Source organism: Kitasatospora purpeofusca (genome assembly GCF_000718025.1).
Classification (GTDB): domain Bacteria; phylum Actinomycetota; class Actinomycetes; order Streptomycetales; family Streptomycetaceae; genus Kitasatospora; species Kitasatospora purpeofusca.
In genome coordinates this window covers 59,958-85,186 of sequence record NZ_JODS01000018.1, presented here as the reverse complement: position 1 = coordinate 85,186, position 25,229 = coordinate 59,958, and the positions used below count along the sequence as shown (strand labels likewise).

The following is a 25,229-nucleotide window of genomic DNA, read 5'->3' as shown; positions in this document are numbered from 1 at the left end:
GCCCGCCGAGTCACCACCCTCGACCGAAGCAGGAGCGTTCCCCATGACCGACAGCCCGGAGCAGGACTACGACCCGGGTGACGTGGCCATCATCGGCATGTCGCTGCGGGCCCCCGGAGCCCGCACCAAGGAGGAGTTCTGGGACAACCTCGTCCACGGCCGGGAGTCCGTCTCCTTCCTGGCCAAGGACGACATCCATGTCGACGAGACCCTGATCCACAGCCCGTTCTACGTACGGGCCTGCGGCGTGCTCGACACCTACGACCAGTTCGACCCCTCGGTGTTCGGCATCAGCGACCGGATGGCCGCCGCGATGACCCCGGAGAACCGGCTCTACCTGGAGAGCGCCTGGGAGGCGCTGGAGGACGGCGGCTACGACCCGGACCGGCTCACCGCCGAGGTCGGCATGTACGGCGCCAACAACCCGCAGACCGCCGCGCTCTACAGCTCCCCGCCGGACCGGGTGTCGGTCGGGCCGGAGGCGATCGAGGCCAGCCTCGCCTGGTCGCCGGACACCATGACCTCCAACGCGCTGTACTACATGGGCCTCACCGGCGAGGCCGTCACGGTCGCCGCGGTCTGCGCCGGCTTCCACTACGCGGTGCACCTGGCCTGCCAGTCGCTGCTGCTCGGCCAGACGGACCTGGCGATCGCCGGCGGCTCGATGGTCCGGCTGCCGCACCCCCGCGGCCACCTGTGGGAGGAGAACCGCGTCCTGTCGAGGGACGGCCACTGCCGGCCCTTCGACGCCAACGGCACCGGCACCGCGCTGTCCAGCGGTGTCGTCACCCTGCTGCTGAAGCCGCTGGGCCGGGCCGTCGCCGACCGCGACCACGTCTACGCGGTGGTGAAGGGCTCCTCGGTCAACAACAACGGTGTCAGCGCGATGGCGTACGGCCTGGCCCAGCCCGAACGGCTGAGCGCCTGCATCGCCAACGCGATGCAGGTCGGCGGCGTCGACCCGGAGACGGTGTCCATGTACGAGGCCAACGGCCTGGGCCTGCCGATGACCGACGAGCTGGAGGTGCACGCGGCGGGCATGGCCTTCGGCAAGCAGACCGGGACCACCTCGATCGGCGGCGTCAAGGGCAACGTGGGCCACGGCGGCGTGGTGTCGGGCGGCTTCGGCGCGATGAAGGCCGCGTTGGCGCTCTACCACCGGACGCTCCCGGCCACCATCAACCTGACCGAGGTCAACCCGGACCTCGACTTCCCCAGCACCCCCTTCGTACCGCAGCTGGAGACGGCCGCCTGGGACCCGGAGGCCGGCATCCGCCGCGCCGGCATCACCTCGATCGGCGGTGGCGGCTACAACGCCCACCTGCTGCTGGAGGAGGCTCCCGAGGCCGCCCGGCGCGAGCCCGAGCCGGCCGGCCGCCCGCGACTGGCCACCCTGTCCGCCCTGGACGACGAGGCGCTCGCCCGGCAGCGCGAACGGCTGCTGGCCCGGCTGGAGGCCGACCCGGAACTCCGGCTGGACGACGTCTGCTTCAGCCTCAACCTCGGCCGCAAGGTGATGGCCCGGCGCTGGGCGGCGGTGGTGCGCAGCCGCGAGGAGCTGATCGCGGCCCTGTCCGGGGACGCCGCCGGCACGACGGTCACCTCGACGGCCACCGCCCCGCCGTCCGACCCGGGCGCCTTCGGCCGCACCGACCACGGTCTGGTGCCGGCCGGCGGCGACGCGGGGGCACTGGCCGCGCTGGCGGACGCCTGGGTGGGCGGCAGCCAGGTGGACTTCGGCGCCCTGCACCGGGGGGAGTCCGGGCGCCGGGTGCCGCTGCCCACCTACCCGTTCCGGCCCCGCCGGTTCTGGCGCACGGACTGGTGAGCATGAGCACACCGACCCCCGCACCCGCACCGGCCACCGCGGATCCGGCCGGCGTGGACCTGGCCAACATGGACCCGGCCTCCGTGGACCTGGGCGACCCGGCGACCTTCGCCGACCGCGCCCTCGACCTCGACGGGTACTGGCGCGCCCTGCGCGACCGCGCGCCACTGCACTGGAACCCGCCGGTCGACGGCCGGCGCGGGTTCTGGGTGCTGACCCGCCACGAGGACATCATCGCCACCTACCGCGACAACGTGAACTTCACCTCGGAGCGCGGCAATGTGCTCGTCACCCTGCTGGAGGGCGGCGACGCGGCGGCCGGCCGGATGCTGGCCGTCACCGACGGGCACCGGCACCACGAACTGCGCAAGATCCTGCAGCGGGTGCTCTCGCCGCGGGTGCTCGACGAGGTCGCGCGCACGGTCCGGACCAACACCCGGCTGTGGATCCGGGAGGCGGTCGAGGCCGGCACCTGCGAGTTCGCCGAGGAGATCGCCGGCCGGATCCCGATGACCACCATCTCCAGCCTGCTCGGGGTGCCCGAGGAGGACCGGGACTACCTGCTGAGCCTGACCAAGGCGGCGCTCTCGGCGGACGGCGAGGACGTCGACGAGGTCGACTCCGAAATGGCCCGCAACGAGATCCTGATGTACTTCATGGACGTCGTCGAGGAGCGCCGCGAGTCGCCGGGCGAGGACGTGATCAGCATGCTGATCGCCAGTTCCATCGACGGGGTGCCGCTGTCCGACGAGGACGTGGTGCTCAACTGCTACAGCCTGATCATCGGCGGCGACGAGACCAGCCGGCTGACGATGATCGACTGCCTCCACACCCTGGCGGCCCGGCCCGACGAGTGGCGGCGGTTCAAGCACGGCGAGGTCGAGGTCGGGACGGCGGTGGACGAGGTGCTGCGCTGGGCCTCGCCCACCATGCACTTCGGGCGCAGCGTCGAGCGGGAGACCGAACTGCACGGCGTCCGGCTGCGGCCGGGCGAGATCGTCACCCTCTGGCACGCCTCCGGGAACCGGGACGAGCGGGTCTTCGACCGGCCCGGGGAGTTCGACCTCGGCCGCGCGCCGAACAAGCACATGGCCTTCGGCTACGGTCCGCACTTCTGTGTCGGCTCGTACCTGGCCAAGGTGGAGATCGCCGAACTGCTCAACGCCCTGCGGGACTTCACCACCGGCTTCGAGCAGACCGAGGAGGCGCAGCGGATCCGGTCGAACTTCCTGACCGGGTTCTCCACGATGCCGGTGCGGTTCACCCCCGACCCCTCCGGACTGAAGGCCGCCGACAGCTGACGCCGGCCACCATCCGATCAGTGAGCGCAGGAGTGCGGATGAACATCTACATGTCAGGTCAGGGGGCGTTCGCGGTCCAGGTCGCGGAGGCCCTGCTGGACGAGGGGCACAAGATCGTCGGCGCGGCCGCCCCCCGGCTCCGCAAGGGGAAGTCCGACGAGGGCGACGCGATGTCCTGGGACCGGCTGCGCTCCTGGGCGTACCACCGGGACGTCCCGTGGACGGATTCGGCGGAACTGCGGGCGATGCACATCCCGGACGGGGTGGACATCATCCTCGCCGCGCACTCGCACGCCTTCCTCGGCCGCCGGACCCGGGCCAGGGCGGCGGTCGCGACCATCGGCTACCACCCGAGCCTGCTGCCGCTGCACCGGGGCCGGGACGCGATCCGGTGGACGGTGCGGGACGGCGACAAGGTGACCGGCGGCAGCGTCTACCACCTCACCGAGCGCACGGACGGCGGGCCGCTCGCGGCCCAGGAGCACCTGCTGGTGCCGCCGGGCTCGACCCCGCAGACCCTGTGGCGGGACCATCTGGCGCCGCTCGGGGTGCGGCTGCTGCTGAAGGTGGTCGCCGACCTGGCCGCGAACCGGCGGATCGAGGTGCCCCAGGACGAGCGGCTGGCGACCTGGGAGCCCGCGATGGACGCGCCGCCGCTGTTCAAGCCGGAGCTCATCGCCCTGCCGGGCACCGACACGGTCCGGGTCGAGAGCGGCCGGTGGGCACTGCACGACCGCTGAGGCACGGCGGTCCGGGCGGCCCCGCGCACCGCTTGTCGTGCGCGGGGCCGCCGTACCTTTCCCCGGCCGCGTGGGGAACGGATCAGGTCTTAAAGGGTCGCCCACAGTTGGTATGTGACGTAGCATCTGCTGGTCACCGGGGCGCCCGCGCCTGGCCGGTCCGGGGCCTCACCCTCGGCACGAAAGCCCGATTCCCGCTATGCGCCCCTTCCCCGAACCCGACCCGGGCGAGCCCGCGCTCGGCTCCCCCGGCCGCTACCTGCTGTGGCTCGCGGCCGCCCACCGCGCCTCCGCGGTGCTCGCCGTCGGCTACGGCGTGCTCTGCACCCTGGCCCAGGCCTTCGTGCCCGCCGCGATCGGCCGCGGGATCGACCGGGGGCTCGTCGCCGGGGACCGGGGCGCGCTGGTGGCCTGGTGTGCCGTGGTGCTCGGCCTCGGCGTCGTCCAGGCCGTCACCGGCACCCTGCGCGACCGCTGCTCGGTGACCAACCGGTTCGGCGCCGCCTACCGCACCATGCAGCTCGTCACCCGCAGGACGGCCCAGCTGGGCGCGGAGCTGCCCCGACGGGTCTCCGCCGGCACCGTCGTGAGTGTCGGCGCGACGGACATCACCCGGATCGGCGCCGCCCTGGAGAGCACCGCCCGCGGCGGCGGCGCCGTGGTGTCCGTCGCGGTCGTCGCCGGCGTCATGCTGACCGTCTCCTGGCAGCTCGGCCTGGTCGCCCTGGTCGGCGTACCGCTGTCGGCGGCGGCCGTCGCCGCGCTGATGCGGCTGCTGCACGCCAGGCAGCACGAACTGCGGAAGGAACAGGGCGCGCTGGCGGACCTCGCCGTGGACATCGTCGACGGCCTGCGGGTCCTGCGCGGCATCGGCGGCGAGCGGGTCTTCGCCGACCGGTACCGCGAGCGCTCGCAGCGGGTGCGCCACGAGGGCGTCCGGGTCGCGGGCGTGGAGTCGGGCGTGGCCGCCGGACGGCTGCTGCTGCCCGGACTCCTCGTCACCGTGATCGTGTGGCTCGGGGCCCACTTCGTCGGCACCGGCCGGATGAGCCCGGGGGCCCTGGTCGCCTTCTACGGCTACGCCGTCTTCCTCGCCGAGCAGTTGCGCCGCGCGACCTCCATGGTCGACCAGCTGACCAGGGCGTTCGTCGCGGCCCGGATGGTGACCGACCTCCTGGCGATGGAACCGGGGCTCGCTTCGGGCGACCGGGACCTCGACGCCGAGGCCGCGCGGGGGCCGCTGCGGGACCCCGGTTCGGGCCTGGAGATCCCACCGGGCCGGTTCGTCGCCGTGGCCTGCGACCGCCCGGACGACATGCTGCTGCTGGCCGACCGGCTCGGCCGGTACGTGGACTCCCCGGTCACCCTCGGCGGGACCCCACTGGCCGAGTTCCCGCTCGCCGAGGTGCGCCGCCGGATCCTGGTCGTGGACCACGACGCCCGGCTGTTCTCCGGCGGTCTCGGCAGCCAGCTCGATCCGCACGGGCGGGCGGGCGAAGGCGCGTTCGGCGGAGCAGGCTTGGGTGCCGACGGCGGTGCGGACGACCGGCTGCGGCGCGCGCTCGACACCGCCTCGGCCCACGATGTCGTCGAGGCGCTGCCCGAGGGCCTCGGCCAGGAGATATCCGGCGGCCGGGAGTTCTCCGGCGGCCAGCGGCAACGGCTGAACCTGGTCCGGGCCCTGACGGCGGACCCGGACACACTCGTCCTGGTCGAGCCGACCGGCGCGCTCGACGCCCACACCGAGGCCCGCATCGCCGAACGGCTGGGCGCCCATCGGCGCGGCCGCTCGACCGTGGTGTTCACGACCAGCCCGATCCTGCTCGACCGCGCCGACCACGTGGTCCTCGTCGCGGAGGGCACGGTCGTGGCCGAGGGCCGCCACGGCGAACTGCTCACCGACGCCCGCTACCGCGCCGTCGTCACCAGGGAGGTGACGACGGCATGAGCGCCCTGCCCGTCGCGACACCCCGCGAGGTGCGCGCGTACGCCAGGCGCCTCGCCCTCCGGCACCCGGGACAGCTCTCGTTCTCGCTGCTGCTGCACGCCCTCGCCACCGCGGCGGGGCTGGTCGCGCCGAAACTGCTCGGCGGACTGGTCGAGGACGCGGGCCGGGGCGGCGGCGTGGACGGCGCCACCGGCACCGCGCTGACGATCGGCGCCGCCGTCGTGGCCCAGGCCGTCCTCACCCGCTTCGCGCTGCTCGCCTCGCTGCGGCTGAGCGAGAAGGTCCTCGCCCGGCTGCGCGAGGAGTTCGTCGACCGGGTGCTCGCCCTGCCCCTGGCCATGGTGGAGCGGGCCGGCCCCGGTGAGCTGATCACCAGGACCACCCGGGACATCGACGTCCTGACCGGCACCGTGCAACTCGCCGTCCCCGACACCCTGGTGGCGCTCGCCACGGTCGCGCTGACGCTGGGCGCGGTGGCCCTCACCGCGCCGGTGCTGGTCCTGCCGTGCCTGGTCGCCGTGCCCGTCCTGTGGCTGTCGACCAGCTGGTACCTGCGCCGGGCCCGGGCCGGCTACCTGCGGGCGAACGCCTCGTACGCCCGGCTCACCGGGGGCCTCGGCGAGACCGTCGACGGGGCGCGCACCGTGGACGCGCTGCGGCTGGCCGACCACCGCTTCGCCCGGGTCGACGAGGACATCGCCGAGTCCTACGCGGCCGAGCGCCGCACGCTGTACCTGCGCAGCGTCTACCTGCCGATCGCCGACACCGGCTATGTGCTGCCGGTGGTCGCCACCCTGCTGATCGGCGGCCTGCTGTACCTCGACGGCCGGGTCTCCCTGGCGGCCGTGACGGCGGCCACCCTGTACGTGCAGCAGATCATCGGCCCGGTGGACCGGCTGCTGTACTGGATGGACGAACTGCAGCTCGGCGGGGCCTCGCTGGCCCGGATCCTGGGCGTGCACGGGCCCGCTTCCGAGGCGGGCGGCGTGACCGCGTCGGGCGCGAGCAGCTCGGGCCGCCCGGGCGGTCCGGGCGGTCCGGGCGATCCGGGCGCCGGGAAGGACATCGTCCTGAAGGGCGTGTCGCACGCCTACCGGGAGGGCCGGAACGTGCTGCACTCCGTCGATCTGACGGTCCGGGCCGGGGAGCGGATCGCGGTCGTCGGCCCGTCCGGCGCCGGGAAGAGCACGCTCGCCGGACTGCTGGCCGGACTCCACACCCCCACCGCCGGCTCCATCACCATCGGCGGCACCGCGACGGCGTCGTTCCCGGTGGCCGAACTCCGGCGCCAGGTCGCCCTGGTGACCCAGGAGCACCATGTCTTCCGCGGCACCCTGCGGGACAACCTGCTGATCGCCCGGCCGGACGCCGGGGACCACGAACTCGAACACGCGCTGAAGGCGGTCGACGCCTGGGACTGGGCCCGCGAACTGGGCCCGGACACCGAGGTGGGCTCGGGCGCAGCGCCGCTCTCGCCGATCCAGGCGCAGCAACTGGCCCTCGCCCGGCTGGTGCTGGGCGATCCGGTCGCCGTGGTCCTGGACGAGGCCACCTCCCTCCTCGACCCGCGCGCCGCACGGCAGTTGGAACGGGCGCTGGCCGCCGTGCTGGAGGGGCGCGCGGTCGTCGCCGTCGCCCACCGGCTGCACACCGCGCACGACGCCGACCGCGTCGTGGTGATGGAGGACGGCCGGATCACCGAGACCGGAAGCCACGAGCAACTGGTGCGGCAGGGCGGTCCGTACGCCCGGCTGTGGCGCTCCTGGCACGGCGACCGGACCGGCTGACCTCGCACAGCCGGGGAACGCGCGCCCCGGTCAGGCCGGGCGGGCCGCGGGCCGGTACCCCCAGGCGGTCAGCATGCCGGCCGCCAGCGCGGCGCAGTCCTCGGAGTCCAGGTAGCGGATCGCCTCGTCCACCGCCGCGTCGTCGACCAGGCCGGTGGCGATCATCGCGGCCCGGCTCCGCTCCCAGGTGTCCGCCCAGAACCGGCTGATCGGGCTGCCCGGCAGCAGCGGCGGTACGTGGATCTCGGCGCCGACCCGTTCGAGCCCCGCCGCGCGCAGCAGTTGCGGGTACGACGGCACCCGGGAGACATCGGTGCCGATGGTGGTGCGCAGCCCCTGCCACATCGCCCGCATCGCCGTGCTGTACGGGGTGCGGGGCACCCGGTCGCCGGTCAGGTCGACCGCGTCGCTGAGCACCAGCACCCCGCCCGGCTCGACGAGTCGGGCCAGCGCCCGGACCAGCCGCTCGCGGTCGGGCAGGTGCATCAGCACGAAGCGCGCGTGGACCAGCCGGAACCGGCCGGGGGCGAAGTCCGGGTCGGTGATGTCGGCCTCCCGCACCTCCAGCCCGGGCACGGCCCGCTCGGCGAGGAAGCGCACATCGCGGTCCACGGCCAGCACTTCCGCCACCCCGGCCTCGTCAAGCAGCCGGCGGGAGACCGTGCCGGTGCCGGCCCCGATGTCGAGGCAGCGCCACCCGGGGCCGACCCCGAGGGCGTGCAGCCGGGCCATGGTGACCTCGTCGTAGGCGAGGGCGCCGAAGTCGATCCGCTCGCCCTCGCCCGCCTGCTCCGGCCGGAACACCGCCTCGCCGTAGCGCCCTTCGCCCGGCCGGTCCCCCGTCATGAGCCCTCCCCCCGTGCGGAGGCTGGTGGCAGCGGTTCGTCGAAGAGTTCCACGGCAGGGCCTTTCGCTCACGGGACCTGCGGACCGGCCCTCCCGGCCGGCCACCCCGCCGATCCTCCCCCGTCACCGCTCCCCACCCCCGAGGCGCGCCGCACCGCCCGCTCCGCAACCACCCGCACCTCGCCCGACCTGCCCCGGCCCGACCCGCGGGCGGCCGGATCCCGCCCTTCGCAAAGCCGCCCGCACGGAAAGCGCTCGGGGCAGCCACTCGCGAGTTCGAATCCTGGTCACCTGCCGGACGAGCCGTCCCGCACTCGGCCGTGGGTGGTACTCGGCAGGACCTTCGGGGCCAACCGACCGGACGCTCGGGCGGCAGAACGCCGAGTCGCCCGCCCGGGAGACCGGGCGGGACGCCCGAACGGCGGCGGTCCGGCCGGAACTGGTCGTCGAGGTCGCCTTCGACGACCTCCGGGGCAGCCCCGCTGCCCCGCCGGGCCTGCCGGGCCTGCCCTGCGGCTTGCCCGGGTGGTGCGCTGCCGGCCGGACCGGAGTGCCGCCGAGGCCGACACGGTGACCTCCGCAAGGGAGTTGGCCAGCGCCGATGGCCTGTGAGGCCGTCCGCGCGGCCGGGTCCGCCGACCCGTCCGGCGAAGTACCGCGGGGAGAGACGCACTGCGCCGCGACGGGGGTTCACGCACAGGGGCCGAATCGGCCATTCTCGATCCGGCCACCGTGCCCCTCCGTGAACGGACCAGTGATGGCTAGGTTGACCGTGACAACGAGAGGCGGCCGCCGGGCAGTCGGCGCCGCCCTGGCGAAAGGTGCCCGACATGCAGGTGAGCGTCGACCGGGACCGCTGCTGCAGCTCCGGCATGTGTGTGACGAACGCCCCCGAGGTCTTCGACCAGGACGACCGGGACAGTCTGGTGATGCTCCGTCAGACCGTCGTGCCGCCGGAGCAGTTCGACGACGTCAGACTCGCCGCCGAGCTCTGCCCGGGCCGGGCGATCACCGTCACCGGGGACGGACCCGCGCGGACCGGGGCCTGACGGACCCCCGCCGACGACCCCGCAGGCCGCACAGGCCCCGCAGGCCTCCTGGAGCCCTCCCTGGCACCGAACCCCACGAGAACACCCGCGACGCGAGGAGACGCCCGCCTTGACCACCGCACCCACCACCCCCGTCCTCGCACTGCCGGCCCCGCACTCCGGCGGCTGCCCGTTCGGCCCGCCGCCCGCGTACCCCGAGGCCGCCGCCACCGGGCCGATGACCAGGGCGAAGCTGCCCGACGGCGACCTCTGCTGGCTGGTCACCGGCTTCGCCGAGGTCCGCACCGTGCTGTCCGACCGCCGGTTCAGTGCCGACATTCGCCACCCGGCCTTCCCGCTGCTGGTCGCCGGCGCTCGCGAGCTGATCACCGACAATCCGGACTTCCTGCGGCTCGACGACCCCGAGCACGCCCGCCAGCGCCGCATGCTCACCGGGGAATTCCTGGTCAAGCGGGTGGAGGAGCTGCGCCCGGAGATCCAGCGGATCGTGGACGAGGCGCTGGACCGGATGACCGCGGGCCGGACCACGGCCGACCTGGTCACCGACTTCGCGCTGCCGGTGCCCTCGCTGGTGATCTGCCTGCTGCTCGGCGTGCCGTACGAGGACCACGACCGCTTCCAGAGCCTGAGCCGCACGATGCTCAGCCGGGAGAGCACCGTGGAGCAGCTCCGGGAGGCCCAGGAGGGGGTCCTGGAGTACCTGCGCGACCTCACCACCCGCAAGCGCGCACAGCCGGAGGACGACGTCCTCAGCCGACTCGCGGCGCGGGACGACCTGAGCGCGGAGGACGCGGCCGCCATGGGCGTGCTGCTGCTTGTCGCCGGGCACGAGACGACCGCGAACATGATCGCGCTGTCGACCGCGCTGCTGCTGGACCACCCCGAGCAGATCCCCGGCCTGGCCGACCCGGCCACCCTGCCGGGCGCGGTGGAGGAGCTGTTGCGGCTGCTGACCATCGTGCACACCGGCCTGCCCCGGGTCGCGCTGGAGGACGTGGAGCTGGGCGGCGTCACCGTCCGGGCCGGGGAGGGCGTGATGGCGATGCTCTCCACCGCCAACCGGGACGAGGCGGTGTTCGGCGGCGCCGGCCGTCGGGCGACGGACGAGCTGGACCTGCACCGGGACGCCCGGCGGCAACTGGCGTTCGGCTTCGGCGTGCACCAGTGCCTGGGCCAGCCGCTGGCCCGCGCCGAACTCCAGATCGCCCTGGAGACGCTGTTCCGCCGGCTGCCGGAGCTGCGGCCCGCCGGCGAGCGCGCGTTCCGTACCGAGTCGTTCATCTACGGGATGCGGTCACTGCCCGTCACCTGGTGAGCGGGGCCCGACGGAGAACTCCTTGTCCGCGGGACACGGATCCTCTCCGGTACCGGCCCGAACTGCGTGCAGTCCGCCCGCCGCCCCGTCGTTGCGACCGGGGGCAGCGGGCGGCGCCGTACCCGCACTTTGCAAAGTCCCGCACTTTGCAAAGTGCGGGACTTTGCAAAGTGTGCGGCTTTGCAAAGCGCGGGAGCCGGCCGCCCCGACGACGCCGAGCCCCCACTCCGTTACATCTTGACGACAAGTGTCACAATGTAACGCGCGCGGGGCCGGCAGGCCCGGCGGTGACCGATTCCAGCAGCTCGGAGCACGTCATGCACCCCTTCCTCGACCACCCGGGGCCGCTCGCCTTCGCGCACCGGGGTGGTGACCTCGGGCGGCCGGAGAACTCGCTGGCCGCGTTCGAGGCCGCCGTCGCGCTCGGGTACCGGTACCTGGAGACGGACGTCCACGCCACCGCCGACGGCGTCCTGGTGGCGTTCCACGACAGCCGGCTCGACCGGGTCACCGACCGCACCGGGGTACTCGCCGAACTGCCGTGGCGCACCGTCCGGGAGGCCAGGATCGGCGGCACCGAACCGGTACCGCTGCTGGAGGACCTGCTCGACGCGTTCCCCGAGGCCCGCTTCAACATCGACGTCAAGGCGGCGCCCGCCGTCGGCCCGCTGGTCGAGGCGGTGCGCCGGACCGGGGCCTGGGACCGGGTCTGCGTCGGCGGCTTCTCCGACGCCCGGCTCGCCGCCGTACGGGCCGCCGCCGGACCCCGGCTGGCCACCTCGCTCGGCCCGCGCGAGGTCGCCCGGCTGCGGCTGCGCTCACTGGCCGGGCCGCTCGGGCGCGGCGGCGGGGCGCCGTGGGCCGGGACCTGCGCCCAGGTGCCCGAGCGGCACAAGGGGGTCCGGGTGGTCGACCGGGCCTTCGTCCGGGCCGCGCAACGCCTGGGCCTGCAGGTTCACGTCTGGACTGTGGACGACGCCACACGGATCCGGGCTCTCCTCGACCTGGGTGTGGATGGCATCATGGCCGATCGCATCGACGTCCTGCGCGATGTCCTCCGCGAGCGCGGATGCTGGCCCCACGGCGGCAACGGCTCCAGCACGGTGATAGGAACCACCCCATGAGCACCGCGACCGACCTGCCGGAGCATCCGGCGACCGCCACCGACGACGGCCGCGCGCTGCGCCGCATGCAGTTCGGCTGGTACATCAACGACTGGGCCAACGCGGCCTTCTCCGCCACCGTCCTCACCGTGTTCCTCGGGCCGTACCTGACCTCCATCGCCAAGGAGGCGGCCGACGCCCAGGGCAATGTGCACCCGCTCGGCCTGTCGATCCGGGCGGGCTCGTTCTTCCCGTACACGGTGTCGTTCTCGGTGCTGCTGTCGGTCGGCGCGATGCTGCTGCTCGGCACGGTCGCGGACCGCACCGGGCGGCACAAGGAGCTGATGTGCGGCGCCGCGTACGTCGGCTCGGCCGCGACGATGGGCATGTTCTTCCTCGGCGGCGACCGCTACCTGCTCGGCGGCGGCCTGCTGGTGGTCGCGAACATCGCCTACGCGGTGTCGGTCGCGCTCTCCTACGCCTACCTCCCCGGTCTGGCCTCGCCCGACGAGCGGGACAAGGTGTCCTCCAAGGGCTGGGCCTACGGCTACGCGGGCGGCGGCCTGCTGCTGATCGCGAACCTGGCGCTGTTCCAGGGCCACGACGCGTTCGGGCTGTCCTCCGGCACCGCCGTGCGGATCTGCCTGGCCTCGGCGGGGCTGTGGTGGGCGATCTTCACCCTGGTGCCGCTGCTCCGCCTGCCCTCGCGCGCCGGTGTGCTCCCGGGGCAGCCCGGGGTGCCCGCGGCGCGCGACGGCGGCGCCGCGGACGGCAAGGACGCCGAGCCGGCCGCCGGGAGCCTGCGCGAACTCGGCCGCACCCTGCGCGGCATGCGCCGCTACCCGCTGACCCTGCTCTACCTGGGCGCCTTCCTCTGCTACAACGACGGCATCCAGACCGTCGTCTCGCAGGCCTCGCTGTACGGCAGCGAGGAGCTGGGCATGGACCAGACCTCGCTGGTCGTCGCCGTGCTGCTGGTGCAGATAGTGGCGATCGGCGGCGCGCTGCTGCTCGGCCGGATCGCGCACCGCTTCGGCGCCAAGAGCACCATCCTCGGCTCGCTGGTCGGCTGGGTGGTGACCCTCGCGCTCGGCTACTTCATGCCGGCCCACCAGCCCGCCTGGTTCTACGCGCTGGCCTGCATGATCGGCCTGGTGCTCGGCGGCAGCCAGGCGCTGTCCCGCTCGCTGTTCTCGCACATGATCCCGGCCGGCCGGGAGGCCGAGTACTTCAGCGTCTACAAGGTCAGCGACCGCGGCACCAGCTGGATGGGCCCGCTGGTCTTCGGCCTGGCCTACCAGATCACCGGCAGCTACCGCTCGGCGATCATCTCGCTGCTGGTGTTCTTCGTGATCGGCTTCGCCGTGCTGCTGAAGGTCCCCGTCCGGCGCGCGATCGAGGCGGTCGGCAACCCGGTGCCCGAGCGGCTCTGACCGCACCCGGGAACGAACGGAACAGAACCGCACCGGAACGGGGCGGGGGCTGCGAGAGCCCCCGCCCCGTTCTGCCCTGTACCGAGTGTCGGCCGGCCAGAGGGCCGGCCGGTCACGGGTCGGCCGGTCAGAGGGTCGGCTTCCAGCCGAGCGCCGGGGCCAGGTGGGTGGCGATGTCGGTGAGGATCTGGACGTAGTCCTCGTGGCCGAAGGTGAACGGGAGCGCGAAGACCACCTCGTCCACCTCGCGGAAGCCCGCGTGGGCGGACAGCTGCTCGGCGATCGCGGCGGACGGGCCGACCAGGTCCCGGGCGAACATGACGCGCGCCGGCCCCTGCGGGGTGGCGGTCCGCGGCGTCCGGGCCCGGACGTACTCCTCGTAGCGCGCCCGCTGCTCGGGGGTGGCGCTGTCGGTGGGGATCACCACCAGCCCCTGGGAGACCCGGGCCGCGGCGCCCAGCGGATGGTGCGCGCGGAAGGCGGCGATCTGCGAGCGCTGGATCTCGGCGAAGTCCTCCGCCTCCTCGGCGCGCACCACGTTGCTGGTGAGCAGCGAGAGCCCCTGCTCGCCGGCCCAGCGGGCGGAGCGCAGGCTGCCCCCGCCGTACCAGAGGCGGTCGGCCAGGCCGGGCGAGACCGGCTGGACCCGGTCCGAGTAGACCTCGATGCCCTCGACGCCGCTGAAGTCGGTGGCCGGCTCGCCGCGCAGGAAGCCCAGCAGCCGGCGGACCCGCTCGTAGCCGAAGTCCTCGGCCTCGGCGGTGTCCGGGTACAGCGCGCCGGACACCTGCTCCCAGTGGCCGGGGCGGCCGACGCTGACGCCCGGGTTGAGCCGGCCGCCGGACAGCAGGTCGGTGGTGGCGAGGTCCTCCGCGAGGCGCAGCGGGTTCTCCCAGCCGACCGGGATCACGGCCGTGCCCAGCTCGATCCGGCTGGTGCGCTGGGTGGCGGCCGCGAGCACCGCGACCGGCGAGGATATGCCGTACTGGAGGTGGCGGTGGCGCACCCAGGCGCTGTCGAAGCCCAGTTGCTCGCCGAGTTCGACGAGCCGCAGGGTCTGCTCGTGCCCCTGGGCCGGGTCGGCGGGGTCGAACAGTCCGATGGTCAGGAATCCCAGCCTGCGCAGGGGCTTCGCGTGCGACGGCACCGGTGTCCTCTTTCCTCGGCGCCCCCGGGCGCCGACGGTGACCGGCCGGGCGGCGTGCCGTCCACCGTCACACACCGGCCGGGGGTGCTCAAGGGCTGCCGGGGATTCGTCATCGGGCGCAACATCCCTGTCACTCCGCCGTTCTCGAACGGCAGGGGCCGCCCCGGGGAGGTCCCGGAGCGGCCCCTGCCGGCGGAGAGCGGTCAGCCGCGGGCGAGCAGTTCCAGGGTGTCGATCACGCGGTTGGAGAAGCCCCACTCGTTGTCGTACCAGGCGACCACCTTGACGTGGCGGCCGTCGACCCGGGTGAGCGCGGCGTCGAAGATCGAGGACGCGGCCTCGCCGGTGATGTCGCCGGAGACCAGCGGCTCGTCCGCGTAGTCGAGGATGCCCTTGAGCGGGCCGTCGGCGGCGGCGCGGTAGGCGGCGAGCACCTCGTCGAGGGTGACCTCGCGCTCGACCGTGGTGTTCAGCTCGACGATCGAGCCGACCGGGACCGGGACCCGGATCGAGTCGCCGGACAGCTTGCCGTCGAGCTGCGGCAGGACCAGGCCGATCGCCTTGGCGGCGCCGGTGGTGGTCGGCACGATGTTGACGCCGGCGGCGCGGGCCCGGCGCAGGTCGCGGTGCGGCCCGTCCTGGAGGTTCTGCTCCTGGGTGTAGGCGTGAACGGTGGTCATGAAGCCGTGCTCGATGCCGGCCAGCTCGTCCAGCACGGCGGCCAGCGGGGCGAGCGCGTTGGTGGTGCAGGAGGCGTTGGAGACGATCACGTGCGAGGCCGGGTCGTAGTCCGCGGTGTTCACGCCGTAGGCCAGGGTGACGTCCGCGCCGTCGGACGGGGCGCTCACCAGGACCTTGGCGGCGCCGGCCTTCAGGTGGGCGCGGGCGGCGTCCGCGGAGGTGAAGCGGCCGGTGGCCTCCAGGACGAGGTCGACGCCGAGCTCGGCCCACGGCAGGGCCTCGGGGTCGCGCTCGGCGAGCACCTTGATCCGGTTGCCGGCGACGACCAGCTCGTCCCCCTCGACGGCGACCGGGTGGCGGAAGCGGCCGAGCGCGCTGTCGAAGCGGAGCAGGTGGGCGAGCGAGTCGATGGGGGCGAGGTCGTTGACCGCGACCACCTCCAGCTCGCTGCCGCGCTCCACCAGGGCGCGCAGGCTGTTGCGGCCGATGCGGCCGAACCCGTTGATGGCGATGCGGGTCATGGAGGGCTCCCTCTGCGGTTCCGGGCGGTGCCGGGGTGCTCCGGGGTGGTGGTCCCGGGGCGTTCCGTCGTGTGCTGACACATCCATGATCGGGACTCCGACGCGGGTCGGACAGGGGCTGGATCGACATGGTCCGCAAGGATCACGCCAGACTCCCGGCCAACGGTCGCAAGGATCCCGCCACGGCCGTTCCGGTGTTCGCTCAGCCCTCCGCCCGGTCCTCGGCACGGCCCTCCGCCCGGTCCTCGGCACGGCCTTCCGCTCAGCCCTCGGCGCGGGCCGCGAAGGTGTGCCGGTACTCGGTGGGCGAGGTGCCGAGCACCCGGTGGAAGTGCAGCCGCAGGTTCGCCCCGGTGCCGAGCCCGACCCGGTCGGCGATCTGCTCCACCCCCAGGTCCGTACGCTCCAGCAGCTCCCGCGCGAGGTCCACCCGGGCCCGCAGCACCCACTGCATGGGTGTGTAGCCGGTGTCCTCCACGAACCGCCGCGAGAAGGTCCGCGCCGAGACCCGCGCGTGCCGGGCCAGGCCCTCCAGCGTCAGCGGCTCGGCCAGGTGCGCCAGCGCCCACTCCCGGGTGCCCGCGAAGAGGTCGCCCAGCGGCTCGGGCACGCTGCGCGGCACGTACTGGGCCTGGCCGCCGCTGCGGTAGGGCGCGGCCACCAGCCGCCGGGCGACATGGTTCGACAGGCCCACCCCGTGGTCGCGCCGCACCAGGTGCAGGCACAGGTCGATGCCGGAGGCCGCGCCGGCCGAGGTGAGCACGGCGCCCTCGTCGACGAACAGCACGTTCTCGTCGACCCGGATCTGCGGATGGCGCTCCGCCAGGGCCTTGGCGTAGTGCCAGTGGGTGGTGGCCCGTCGGCCGTCGAGCAGCCCGGTGGCGGCCAGGGCGAAGGCCCCGGTCGAGATGGCCGCCAGCCGGGCGCCCCGGGCGTGGGCTGCCACCAGTGCCTCGACGACGGCGGCCGGCGGCGCGGTGGTCGCCGGGTCGCGGTAGCCGGGGACGAATACGGTGTCCGCGTGCTCCACCGCCTCCAGCCCCTCGGCCACGTGGTACGACAGGCCGTCCCCGCCGGCCACCAGGCCCGGCGCCGGACCGCAGACCCGGACCGTGTACGGCATGCTCGGCCGGCTGGAGAACACCTGCGCGGGGATGCCCACGTCCAGCGGCTTCGCCCCCTCCAGTACCAGCACGGCGACCCGGTGCTTGCCTCGACCCATCGGGCCGCCTCCACTCCCCCGCGGTCGACCCGGGCTCCGCGGCGCGCCCCGGCCGGTACGGTACCGACCGCAAGCATCCTGCCATCAGCCCGGGCGTTGCGTTCGCGGCGCCGGTCCGGTCAGGGCGTGGCGCCCCGGTCCGGTCCGGTCCGGTCCGCTCAGGGCGTGGCGGCGGCCGGACGGGCGGTGCGGGGCAGAAGGGCCGGGACGGCCTCGCTCTTCACCAGCCAGGCCACGCCGAAGGCGAACACCGACACCGCCTCGCCGAGGTAGGGCAGGGTCAGCGGCCAGTCCCGGGCCAGGTGCAGCACCCCGGCCACGGCGACCGTGAGCACCCCGGCCACGATCACCCAGCCGCAGACCAGGTACACCCAGTCGCGCGCCGGGCGGCGGCGGCCGGCCGCCGGGGAGTCCGCGAACAGCCGCAGGCAGAAGTACCCGAGCACCCCGAACAGGCCCGCCGCGAAGGCCAGATGGAGCATTCCCACGGTGGTCTGGACACCGCTGGGGTGCGGCACCAGGACGGACGGCGGCTCGGTGGGGAACAGGGCCACCCCGATCGCCAGCACCCCGGCGACCGAGCTCAGCCGGTCCTCCCGGCGGTCGTGGCGGTAGCAGATGAGGAAGACGCCGACGGCGCACAGTCCGCCGACGAAGACGTTGCGCATATGGGTGTAGTAGGACGCGCTCATCGAGTCGAGCAGCGCGATCCGGGCGGAGGTGAGGCTGTTGCCGAGCGGCAGGGCGATCGGCAGCAGGAACCCGAGGACACCGACGCCGAGGCGCAGGCGCCGCACGGTCCGGACGTCCTGGGCCCGGGGGTCGGGATCCACGGGGGTGCGACCTTCGGGGGTCCGGGCTTCGGCAGGGGGGTGGGCGGACATGGCGAGGCCTCCTTCGACATGCTGAGGCTGTCTGCACCGCGGCCGGGACGGCGGCCGCGGGTTGGTGATACCCGCCCGCCACCGTCCGGGAACCCCCTTCCGGCCTGCTGTTCTGACGCACCGTCACGACCGTCGCCATCGTGACTGGACCGCGGTGTCAGTCGACCGGCCGGAGGAGTTCGTCGACGCTCTGCGCCCGGCGCAGCGGCACGAACCGCACCGCGCCCGCCGCGTCCACCGTGAAGCCGTGCACCGCCGGCTCGGGCAGGCTGTTGTACTGGAAGTGGGTCGTCGCGTAGTAGGCGCCGGTGTCGAGCAGCGCGACCAGGTCGCCGGGCTCCAGCAGCGGCAGCGGGCGGCCCGCCGCGACCAGGTCCCCGGCGAAGCAGCACGGCCCGGCGACGTCCTGCGGCACCGGCGCGCCGTCCTTCTGCGCGCCGGAGGGTTGGTGCGCGGTGATCCGCAGCGGCCAGGCGTCCGGCATGAAGACCGTGCGGGTCGCGACCTGGGCCCCGGCGTGGGTCACGGCGATCCGCCGGCCGCCGGAGGTCTTGGTGTACTCGACGTACGCGGCGGTGAACCCGTTCTTGGCCAGCAGCGAGCGGCCGAACTCGGTGGCCAGCCGGTAGCGGCCGTCGAACAGTTCCGGCACCCGGGCCCGCAGCAGTTCGGCGTAACCGGCGAAGGTGGGCGCGGTGGTGTCGTCGGCGAAGTTGACGGGCAGCCCGCCGCCGAGGTCGATGCCCGCCACCTGGCGGCGCCCCGGCTCGGCGTTCACCTGCTCCGCGAAGGCGACGGCCCGGGCGACGCCGTCCGCCATGAGGTCGAGCGGGCAGCCCTGGGAGCCGACGTGCACATGGACCCAGGTCAGCCAGGGGCGTTCGCGGAACGCCTCGACCAGCCGCTTCGTGTTGCCCTCGTCGGCCAGGCCGATCCCGAACTTGGAGGTCGCGGTGGCGGTGCTCATCGCCCCGATGGTGCCGCCGCCGATCTGCGGATTGACCCGGACCCCGATCCGGGAGCGGGGCGTCCCGGCCCCCACCAGGGCGTCGACGCGTTCCAGTTCCTGCCAGTTGTCGATGTTGACGGCGACACCCAGCTCCAGCGCCGCGGCCAGCTCCCGCCGGGTCTTGGCGGGCGAGTCGAGGACGATCCGGTCCGGCTCGAAGCCGGCCGCCAGCGCCTGGGCGAACTCGCCGGGGCTGGCCACCTCGCAGCCCATGCCCAGCTCGCGCAGCCGGGCCAGCAGCGGGACCAGGCAGTTCGCCTTGGCGGCGAAGGTGTGCAGCACCTCGGGCGAGGCCGGGAAGGCCGCCCGGAGGTCCGCGACGCTCGCGGCCACGCCGTCGAGGTCGACGAAGGCGGCGAGCAGCGCCTCCTCGGGGTCGAGCAGCCGGTGCCGCACGGCCTCCCGCAGCACGCGTTCACGGCGGGCGGCGGCGGTTGGGTCGACCGGACCGACCGGGTCGACGGCAGGGTGAGGAAACGTCATGGTTCTTTGCTCCCCTGGCTCGTCGGACGGTCGGAGGCCCAGTCTGCCCCAGGCGTTGCAGTCCGGTGACACAGAAGGCGCGATTCCGTCGAGTGTTCGCACTACGTTCGATCGTGCACGGCGCCGCACGGCCGTCCAGCACACCGCTCAGGAGAAGCTCCATGTCCCGCAAGGCGACCCGCCGCCCGACCACCGTCCGCACGCTGGCGGGAGCGATCCTGACGGTCGCCCTGATCGTGCCCGTGGCGACGGCCTGCGGCCCCGACTCCGACGCGTCCGCGACGGCGAGCGGCACCGCCTCCGCCGCCCCCGTCGCGACCGTGCCCACCACCGCGCCGCCCGCGCCCGCCGGGACCGCCACCACCGCGCCGCCGACCGCCGCTCCCGTCCCCACCACCGCCGTCGCCACCCCCACCACCACCAAGCCGACCACCCCCTCCACCACCCCGACCGCCAAGCCGAAGTCCCCGGGCCGCAGCTACCCCCTGGTGGACGGCAGCACGGCCGAGGTCCAACCGGTCGGCAACCAGAACTACACCGCCAGGATCCTCAGCCGCGGCTCCGTCCTGGCCACCCTGGAGACCAAGGACGCCGACGCCGGTCTGGACGCCAACGACATGTTCGTGGTGCTCTCCGTCGACGGCACGGTCCACTCCTGGATGGGCGGCGCCCACCAGGGCCCGGGCACCTTCAAGCTCGCCGGCGGCTGGACGGCCAAGGTCACCAAGGTCGGCGAACTCCACTACCGGGCGCAGATCCTCGGCCTCGACAACGCCGTGAACGACACCCTCGACGCCGACCAGCACGACACCGGCGCCGTCGCCAACGGCGTGTACATCGTGCTCACGGCGGGCGGCCGGATCAGCGCCCACATGTGAGACCGACCGGGACCGCCGCCGCGGGCACGACGCCGCGACGCAGATCGTCCGGGACCGGGGTCGCCGCGCCCGGGCAGGAGAGCAGCCGCAGCAGTGTCCGGGCCTGGGGCACACCGTAGCGGGCGAGCGCGTCGAGGGAGGTTGCCGAGTGCCGCGACGGCGGGGAAACGTCGGGGAGTTGGCCGATCACCTCGCCCGACCACCGCGCCCGGACACCGCGCCCGATCACCACGCCCGGGGCGACAGCGGTCCTCGGCACCGGAGAGGGCCGAGGGCGGGGCGCGGAGCACCCCGCCCGGAACGGGATTCCCGCCGGGGCGGTCGCTACTCGCGGGCGAGGTCGAGGAAGAGCGCGGCGGACCAGCCGAAGCCGGAGGTGGCCCTCGGTGCCCGGGTGCCGGTGAGGGGGTTCCAGTACTCGTAGAGGCCTCCGCCGTCGCGGACCATGGCGAGGGTCCGTTCGCGCAGCTCCTCGGCGGTGTCGGGGAAGCCGGAGCGGTGCAGGCCCTCGATCAGCAGGTAGTTGACGTTGAGCCAGACCGGGCCGCGCCACATCGCCTCCGGGTCGAAGGCCGGATCGTCGAAGGCCACGGTGGGGACGGGCCGTTCGCCCCAGTAGGCGGATGAGCGGAGGGTGCGTTCCAGGGTGGCGGCGATGCCGGTGGGCAGCCGGCCGGTGAACAGGGGCATCAGGTCGAGCGCGGTGCGGACGGGTACGGGGGTGCCGGCCGCCAGGGTGGTGAAGCGGGTGCCGTCCCAGCGGCGGGCGACCAGGAGGTCGGTGTGGGCGGCGGCGCGCGAGCGCCAGTCGGCGGCCTCGGCGGGCCGGCCGAGGGCGTCGGCGATGTCGGCCAGCCGGTCGGCCTCCAGGACCAGGTAGGAGTTGAGGTCGGGCGGTTCGGCGCGCGGGCCGTGGTCCCAGATCGGGCTGTCGTCGAGGCCGGAGGAGTAGGGGTGCAGGTATTCGGGCAGGCCGTCGCCGTCGGGGTCGGAGGCGGCGAACCACCACCGGTGGGCGCGGACCAGCCGGGGGTAGGCGGCGGCGAGGAAGGGCAGGTCGGGGTCGGTCTCGTGGACCTTCCAGACGGCCCAGGCGGCGAGCGGCGGTTTGGTGACCGGGACCGGTCCGGGGGTGGGCCGGGCGCCGTTGGCGGTGCCGACGTGCTCGGCGAGCCGGGCGTGGTCGGCGCGCGGGAGGTCGGTGGTGTCGGCGAGCACGCCGTGCTCGTGCACCACGTCGGGGAGCCGGCCGTCGGGCAGTTGGTGGTCGAGGAAGAGCAGGATCTGGTCCCGGGCGAGCGCCGGATCGGCGTGCCGCAGGGCGACGGCGTGGAAGAGCGCGTCCCAGTTCCACACGCCCACGTAGCCGTACTTGGAGGGGACGAGGCCCTCGCGGCCGGCGATCGGCAGCAGGTTGACGGCCAGCGTCCACCAGGCCGTCCCGGCGGCCGCGGCGAGGTCGGGGCGGACGGCGGGCATCCGGGCGAACCAGGCCGCCCAGCGGGCCTCGGCGGCGGCGCGCACGGCGGCGGCCGACCACCGGCCCGGCGGGCCGTGCAGGACGTGGCAGCCGTCGAGCGCGAGCGCCCGCCCGGTGCCGTCGGGCAGCTGCCAGGAGGCGTGGACGCCGTGCCCGGCGAGCACCAGGGTGGCCGGGTCGGCGAACAGCAGCGTTGCCCCGCCCGCGAATTCGACCGCCGCGGGGCTCGCGGAGCGGACCGGCAGCGGGTGCCCGTCCGCGTCGTGCAGCACCAGGCCGGTGAGTTCGACGGTGTCGGCGAGCCGGGTCTCGTACTCGGCCCGGGCCACCCGCAGCCCGTCCGGGCCTGCGGTGACCAGCAGCCGGGAGCCGCGTTCGGTGAACGGCCGCTCGTCCAGGTCGAGTTCGAGGTCGTTGACGAAGGAGGAGGACATCAGCGGCCTCCCAGGCCGGAGGAGGCCATGCTGTTGAGGATCTTGCGCTGCCCGATCAGGAAGGCGATCAGCATCGGCACCACGGTCATCGCGGAGAGCGCCGCGGTGAGCCCGTAGTCGATGCCGCCGCGCTGGGAGTTGAAGGAGTCGAGCAGCAGCGGGACGGTGAACAGCTCCGAGCTGTTGAGGAACACCAGCGGGAAGAAGTAGCTGTTCCAGCTGGCCAGGAAGACGATGATGCCGAGCGTCCACAGGCCGGGCCGGATGTTGGGCAGGACGATCCGCCAGAAGATGGTCCAGCGGCCGGCGCCGTCGATCCTGGCCGCCTCCTCGAGTTCGACCGGGACGGCCCGGATGAACTGCCGGAGCAGGAAGACGGCGAACGGGTTGGCGATCGCCGGGAGGATCAACGCCAGGTGCGAGTCGATCAGTTGGAGCTTGGCCAGCATGATGTACAGCGGCACGATGGTGACCTGGGCGGGCACCATCTGGGTGGCCAGGAACAGGCCGAACAGCGGTCCGGAGCCCCGGAACGGGATCCGGGCGAAGGCGTAGGCGGCCATCGCGCCGGTGAACAGGGTGGCGGCGACGGTGATCGCCGCGATGTACATGCTGTTCCAGTACGCCCGCCCGATCGGCACCTCGTTCAGCACGTCGGGGTAGTTCTGCGCGCGCCAGGGCGTGGGCAGCCAGGACAGCGGCTCGTTGATCATCTGGCTGACGCCCTTGAAGGAGGTCAGGACCATCCAGACGAAGGGGAACAGCATCAGCAGGCCGCCGAGGACGAGCCCGGTGTGCAGGAGGAGCTGCCGGGGGGCGGTGGAGTGGCGGACGGTGGTCATGGCGGCGCCTCAGGACTCGTAGTGGACGAAGCGCTTCTGCGCCTGGAACTGGACCGCCGTGACGATCAGGGTCAGCAGCAGCAGGAGCAGGGCGGCGGCACTCGACAGTCCGAAGTGGAACTCCCGGAAGCCCTGTTGGTAGACCTTGTAGACGATGGTCTGGGCGCCCTCGTTGTGGTCCGGGTTGACCAGGACGTAGACGAGGTCGAAGGCCTGGAACGAGCTGATCACCGACACCACCACGGTGAAGAAGACGGTGGGCGACAGCAGCGGCAGGGTGACCGAGCGCAGGGTCTGCCAGGGCCCGGCGCCGTCGATCCGGGCGGCCTCCAGCAGATTGGTCGGGACGGTGGCGAGCCCGGCCAGGAAGATCACCACATTGAGGCCGAGCGAGGACCAGACGGTCACCACCGAGACCGCGACCACCACCCAGTCGGGGTCGGCCAGCCAGTCGGGCAGGGTGATGCCGAGGATGTCGTGGACGGTGCCGTTGAGGATGCCGTCGGCGCCGCCGCCGAGGATCATCTGCCAGATCACCGACACCGCGACCGAACTCGTCACCACCGGCAGGAAGTAGACCACCCGGTAGGCGGTCCTCCCGCGTACCCCGTGCAGGGCGAGGGCGATCAGCAGGGCCAGGGCGAGGCCGCCGGGCACGGTGATCAGACCGATCTTGACGGTGTTCCACACCGCCCGGCCGAACTCCGGATCGGTCAGCTGGGTGCGGAAGTTGTCCAGTCCGACCCAGGTGGCGTCGCCGAGGCCGTCCCAGCGCATGAAGGAGAGGACCACGGCGAAGCCGAGCGGTCCGACCAGGAAGACCAGCAGGCCCAGCAGTTGGGGGCCGAGGAAGACCAGGGCCCACCGCCGGTCGCGGCGGCGCCAGAGCGGCTCGCGGCCGCCGCGCGCGGTGGGGGCGCTGCCCGCCGGCCCGGCGGCGGGACGCTCCCGCCGCCGGGCCGCGGCCTGGGTGAGGGCGCTCACCCCTTCTGGCCCTTCATGCCGTCGACCAGGGTCTGGAGCTGGGTCATGCCCTCGTCGAAGCCGGTCTTGCCCTCCCAGATCTTCATCAGCTGGTCGTTGATGGCCTTGGTCAGGCCGGGGACGGCCACCTCGTCGGGGTAGTTGGCGAAGCCCCGGTCGCGGACGTCCAGGAAGGTCTTGGCGTGCGGCGGGTAGTTGCCCTCGGTGACCAGGCTCTCGGCGCCCCGGACGGAGGGGACGGCGCTGCCGCCCTTGAGGCGCAGCTGCTGGCCCTCCTTGCTGACGAACTCGGTCAGGAAGGTGAAGGCCTCCTTCGGGTGCTTGCTGTCCTTGTTGACGGTCAGGTAGGAGGCGGCGACGGCGCCGGGTATCGGCTGCCCGTTCTCGGACGGGAACGGCACGATGTCGTAGCTCTCGCGGTCGCCGCCCTTGTCGATGCCCTCGATGACCCAGCGGCCGCCGGCGTAGAAGCCGGCCTTGTGCTTGATGAACTGGGTGGACGGGCCGTTGCCCTCGGGCAGCAGGTCGGCGGAGGCGAAGGTCTTGTCCCGGTAGCCGTCGGCGAGGGTCTTCAGCGCCTGGCGGGTCTTCGGGTCGGTGGTGGCGACGAACCTGCCGCCGTCCCAGACCTTGCCGCCGAAGCCGTTGACGACGCTGTAGTTGGCGCCGTACCAGTTCCAGAAGATGGTGCCGGTCCGGTCCGCCGCCTTGAGCTTGGCGTTCATCTCCAGGAACTTCGCCGTGGTCCACTGGCCGGCCTCGTTCAGCGCGGCCGGGTCCTCGGTGATGCCGGCCGCGGCGAGGGCCTTCTTGTCGAACCAGAGCACCTCGGGGTTGGTGTCGTTGGGGACGCCGTAGGTGACGCCGTCCTTCTTGGCGCCGCCGTAGATGCCCTCGAAGAAGTCGGCGGGCTTGCTGCGGCTGTCCGGTCCGGCGAGCTGCTGGTCGAGCGGGGAGAGCACGCCGTCGGCGACCAGCTTGCCGATGTAGTCGTCACCGACGTAGAAGACGTCGGGCGCGGTCTTGGAGGTGAGCTGGGTGAGCAGCTTGGGGTGGTAGTCCTCGTAGGAGGCGACCTGCTCCAGCTTGAGGGTGATGTCGGGGTGCCTCTTGGCGAAGTCGTCCGTGAAGGCCTTGAAGACCGCGGTGTCCTCGGCCGAGCCCCAGGTCGACCAGCGGAGCGTGATCTTGCCGCCGTCGGCCTTGGTGTCGCCGGCGCCGCCGGCGCCGTTGGTCCCGCTGCAGCCGGTGACGGTGACGGCCAGGGCCGCCGCGGCGGCGACCAGGGCTGTTCTCCTCGTGAAAGCGGACATC

At 73.6% G+C, this 25,229-nt stretch carries 20 protein-coding genes; 10 read left to right on the top strand and 10 right to left on the bottom strand.

All coding sequences use genetic code 11. The annotated features are described in order from the left end of the window. Positions 1-43 precede the first annotated feature (43 nt). The 5 genes from IF01_RS0124175 (at position 44) to IF01_RS0124155 (ending at position 7,604) form a co-directional block, all read left to right on the top strand. Positions 44-1,828 (top strand): beta-ketoacyl synthase N-terminal-like domain-containing protein, encoded by a 1,785-nt coding sequence (locus IF01_RS0124175; protein ID WP_030395626.1) that lies wholly within the window; start codon positions 44-46, stop codon positions 1,826-1,828. Between the two features lie 68 nt (positions 1,829-1,896). Then, positions 1,897-3,129, top strand: coding sequence for a cytochrome P450 (locus IF01_RS0124170; protein ID WP_030395625.1), 1,233 nt, complete (start codon positions 1,897-1,899; stop codon positions 3,127-3,129). A 20-nt stretch (positions 3,130-3,149) separates the two neighbouring features. Further along, complete coding sequence (locus IF01_RS0124165) at positions 3,150-3,869, top strand: formyltransferase family protein (RefSeq protein ID WP_233290134.1); 720 nt, start codon at positions 3,150-3,152, stop codon at positions 3,867-3,869. A gap of 199 nt (positions 3,870-4,068) precedes the next feature. After that, positions 4,069-5,817: an ABC transporter transmembrane domain-containing protein gene (locus IF01_RS0124160; protein WP_030395623.1), complete on the top strand. Its 1,749-nt coding sequence runs from the start codon at positions 4,069-4,071 to the stop codon at positions 5,815-5,817. Further along, positions 5,814-7,604: an ABC transporter ATP-binding protein gene (locus IF01_RS0124155; protein WP_030395622.1), complete on the top strand. Its 1,791-nt coding sequence runs from the start codon at positions 5,814-5,816 to the stop codon at positions 7,602-7,604. The genes IF01_RS0124160 and IF01_RS0124155 overlap by 4 nt, the downstream gene beginning before the upstream one ends. A gap of 30 nt (positions 7,605-7,634) precedes the next feature. Here the strand turns inward: IF01_RS0124155 and IF01_RS0124150 are convergent, their stop codons facing one another. Then, entirely contained in the window at positions 7,635-8,450 is an 816-nt protein-coding gene (locus IF01_RS0124150; RefSeq protein WP_030395621.1) for a class I SAM-dependent methyltransferase, read from the bottom strand. Positions 8,451-9,280: 830 nt separating this feature from the next. On the opposite strand from IF01_RS0124150, the gene IF01_RS0124145 reads away from it, so the two are divergent. From IF01_RS0124145 to IF01_RS0124130, 4 genes are all read left to right on the top strand, one after another. Continuing rightward, positions 9,281-9,499, top strand: a complete 219-nt coding sequence (locus IF01_RS0124145) for a ferredoxin (protein WP_030395620.1) — start codon at positions 9,281-9,283, stop codon at positions 9,497-9,499. 109 nt (positions 9,500-9,608) lie between these two features. Further along, a complete protein-coding gene (locus IF01_RS0124140) occupies positions 9,609-10,814 on the top strand; it encodes a cytochrome P450 (RefSeq protein WP_030395619.1) in 1,206 nt (401 codons plus the stop codon). A 317-nt stretch (positions 10,815-11,131) separates the two neighbouring features. Next, entirely contained in the window at positions 11,132-11,938 is an 807-nt protein-coding gene (locus tag IF01_RS0124135) for a glycerophosphodiester phosphodiesterase family protein (protein ID WP_051756095.1), read from the top strand. Further along, positions 11,935-13,350 carry an MFS transporter gene (locus IF01_RS0124130; RefSeq protein WP_030395617.1) on the top strand — a complete coding sequence of 472 codons (1,416 nt, stop codon included), beginning with the start codon at positions 11,935-11,937 and terminating at the stop codon, positions 13,348-13,350. Before IF01_RS0124135 ends, IF01_RS0124130 begins: the two co-directional genes overlap by 4 nt. Before the next feature lie 127 nt (positions 13,351-13,477). Here the strand turns inward: IF01_RS0124130 and IF01_RS0124125 are convergent, their stop codons facing one another. From IF01_RS0124125 to IF01_RS0124105, 5 genes are all read right to left on the bottom strand, one after another. Further along, complete coding sequence (locus IF01_RS0124125; protein WP_030395616.1) at positions 13,478-14,497, bottom strand: LLM class flavin-dependent oxidoreductase; 1,020 nt, start codon at positions 14,495-14,497, stop codon at positions 13,478-13,480. 203 nt (positions 14,498-14,700) lie between these two features. After that, entirely contained in the window at positions 14,701-15,699 is a 999-nt protein-coding gene (gene gap / locus IF01_RS0124120) for a type I glyceraldehyde-3-phosphate dehydrogenase (protein ID WP_030395615.1), read from the bottom strand. A 262-nt stretch (positions 15,700-15,961) separates the two neighbouring features. Beyond that, a complete protein-coding gene (locus IF01_RS0124115; RefSeq protein WP_030395614.1) occupies positions 15,962-16,921 on the bottom strand; it encodes a GlxA family transcriptional regulator in 960 nt (319 codons plus the stop codon). 158 nt (positions 16,922-17,079) lie between these two features. After that, positions 17,080-17,754, bottom strand: a complete 675-nt coding sequence (locus IF01_RS0124110; RefSeq protein WP_030395613.1) for a hypothetical protein — start codon at positions 17,752-17,754, stop codon at positions 17,080-17,082. 208 nt (positions 17,755-17,962) lie between these two features. Further along, on the bottom strand, positions 17,963-19,297 hold the full coding sequence (locus IF01_RS0124105) for a type III PLP-dependent enzyme domain-containing protein (RefSeq protein WP_051756093.1): 1,335 nt from the start codon (positions 19,295-19,297) through the stop codon (positions 17,963-17,965). A 161-nt stretch (positions 19,298-19,458) separates the two neighbouring features. Between IF01_RS0124105 and IF01_RS0124100 the strand changes: the two genes are divergently transcribed. Further along, positions 19,459-20,175, top strand: a complete 717-nt coding sequence (locus tag IF01_RS0124100) for a hypothetical protein (protein ID WP_030395611.1) — start codon at positions 19,459-19,461, stop codon at positions 20,173-20,175. A 324-nt stretch (positions 20,176-20,499) separates the two neighbouring features. On the opposite strand, the gene IF01_RS51125 is transcribed toward IF01_RS0124100, so the two are convergent. From IF01_RS51125 to IF01_RS0124075, 4 genes are read right to left on the bottom strand one after another with little or no spacing between them, the layout of a single operon-like run. Further along, positions 20,500-22,089: an amylo-alpha-1,6-glucosidase gene (locus IF01_RS51125; RefSeq protein ID WP_030395609.1), complete on the bottom strand. Its 1,590-nt coding sequence runs from the start codon at positions 22,087-22,089 to the stop codon at positions 20,500-20,502. After that, positions 22,089-22,931 carry a carbohydrate ABC transporter permease gene (locus IF01_RS0124085; RefSeq protein WP_030395608.1) on the bottom strand — a complete coding sequence of 281 codons (843 nt, stop codon included), beginning with the start codon at positions 22,929-22,931 and terminating at the stop codon, positions 22,089-22,091. The genes IF01_RS51125 and IF01_RS0124085 overlap by 1 nt, the downstream gene beginning before the upstream one ends. A 9-nt stretch (positions 22,932-22,940) precedes the next feature. Next, on the bottom strand, positions 22,941-23,915 hold the full coding sequence (locus tag IF01_RS0124080) for a carbohydrate ABC transporter permease (RefSeq protein ID WP_208624350.1): 975 nt from the start codon (positions 23,913-23,915) through the stop codon (positions 22,941-22,943). Further along, positions 23,912-25,228, bottom strand: coding sequence for an ABC transporter substrate-binding protein (locus tag IF01_RS0124075; RefSeq protein WP_030395606.1), 1,317 nt, complete (start codon positions 25,226-25,228; stop codon positions 23,912-23,914). The genes IF01_RS0124080 and IF01_RS0124075 overlap by 4 nt, the downstream gene beginning before the upstream one ends. Position 25,229: the final 1 nt, after the last annotated feature.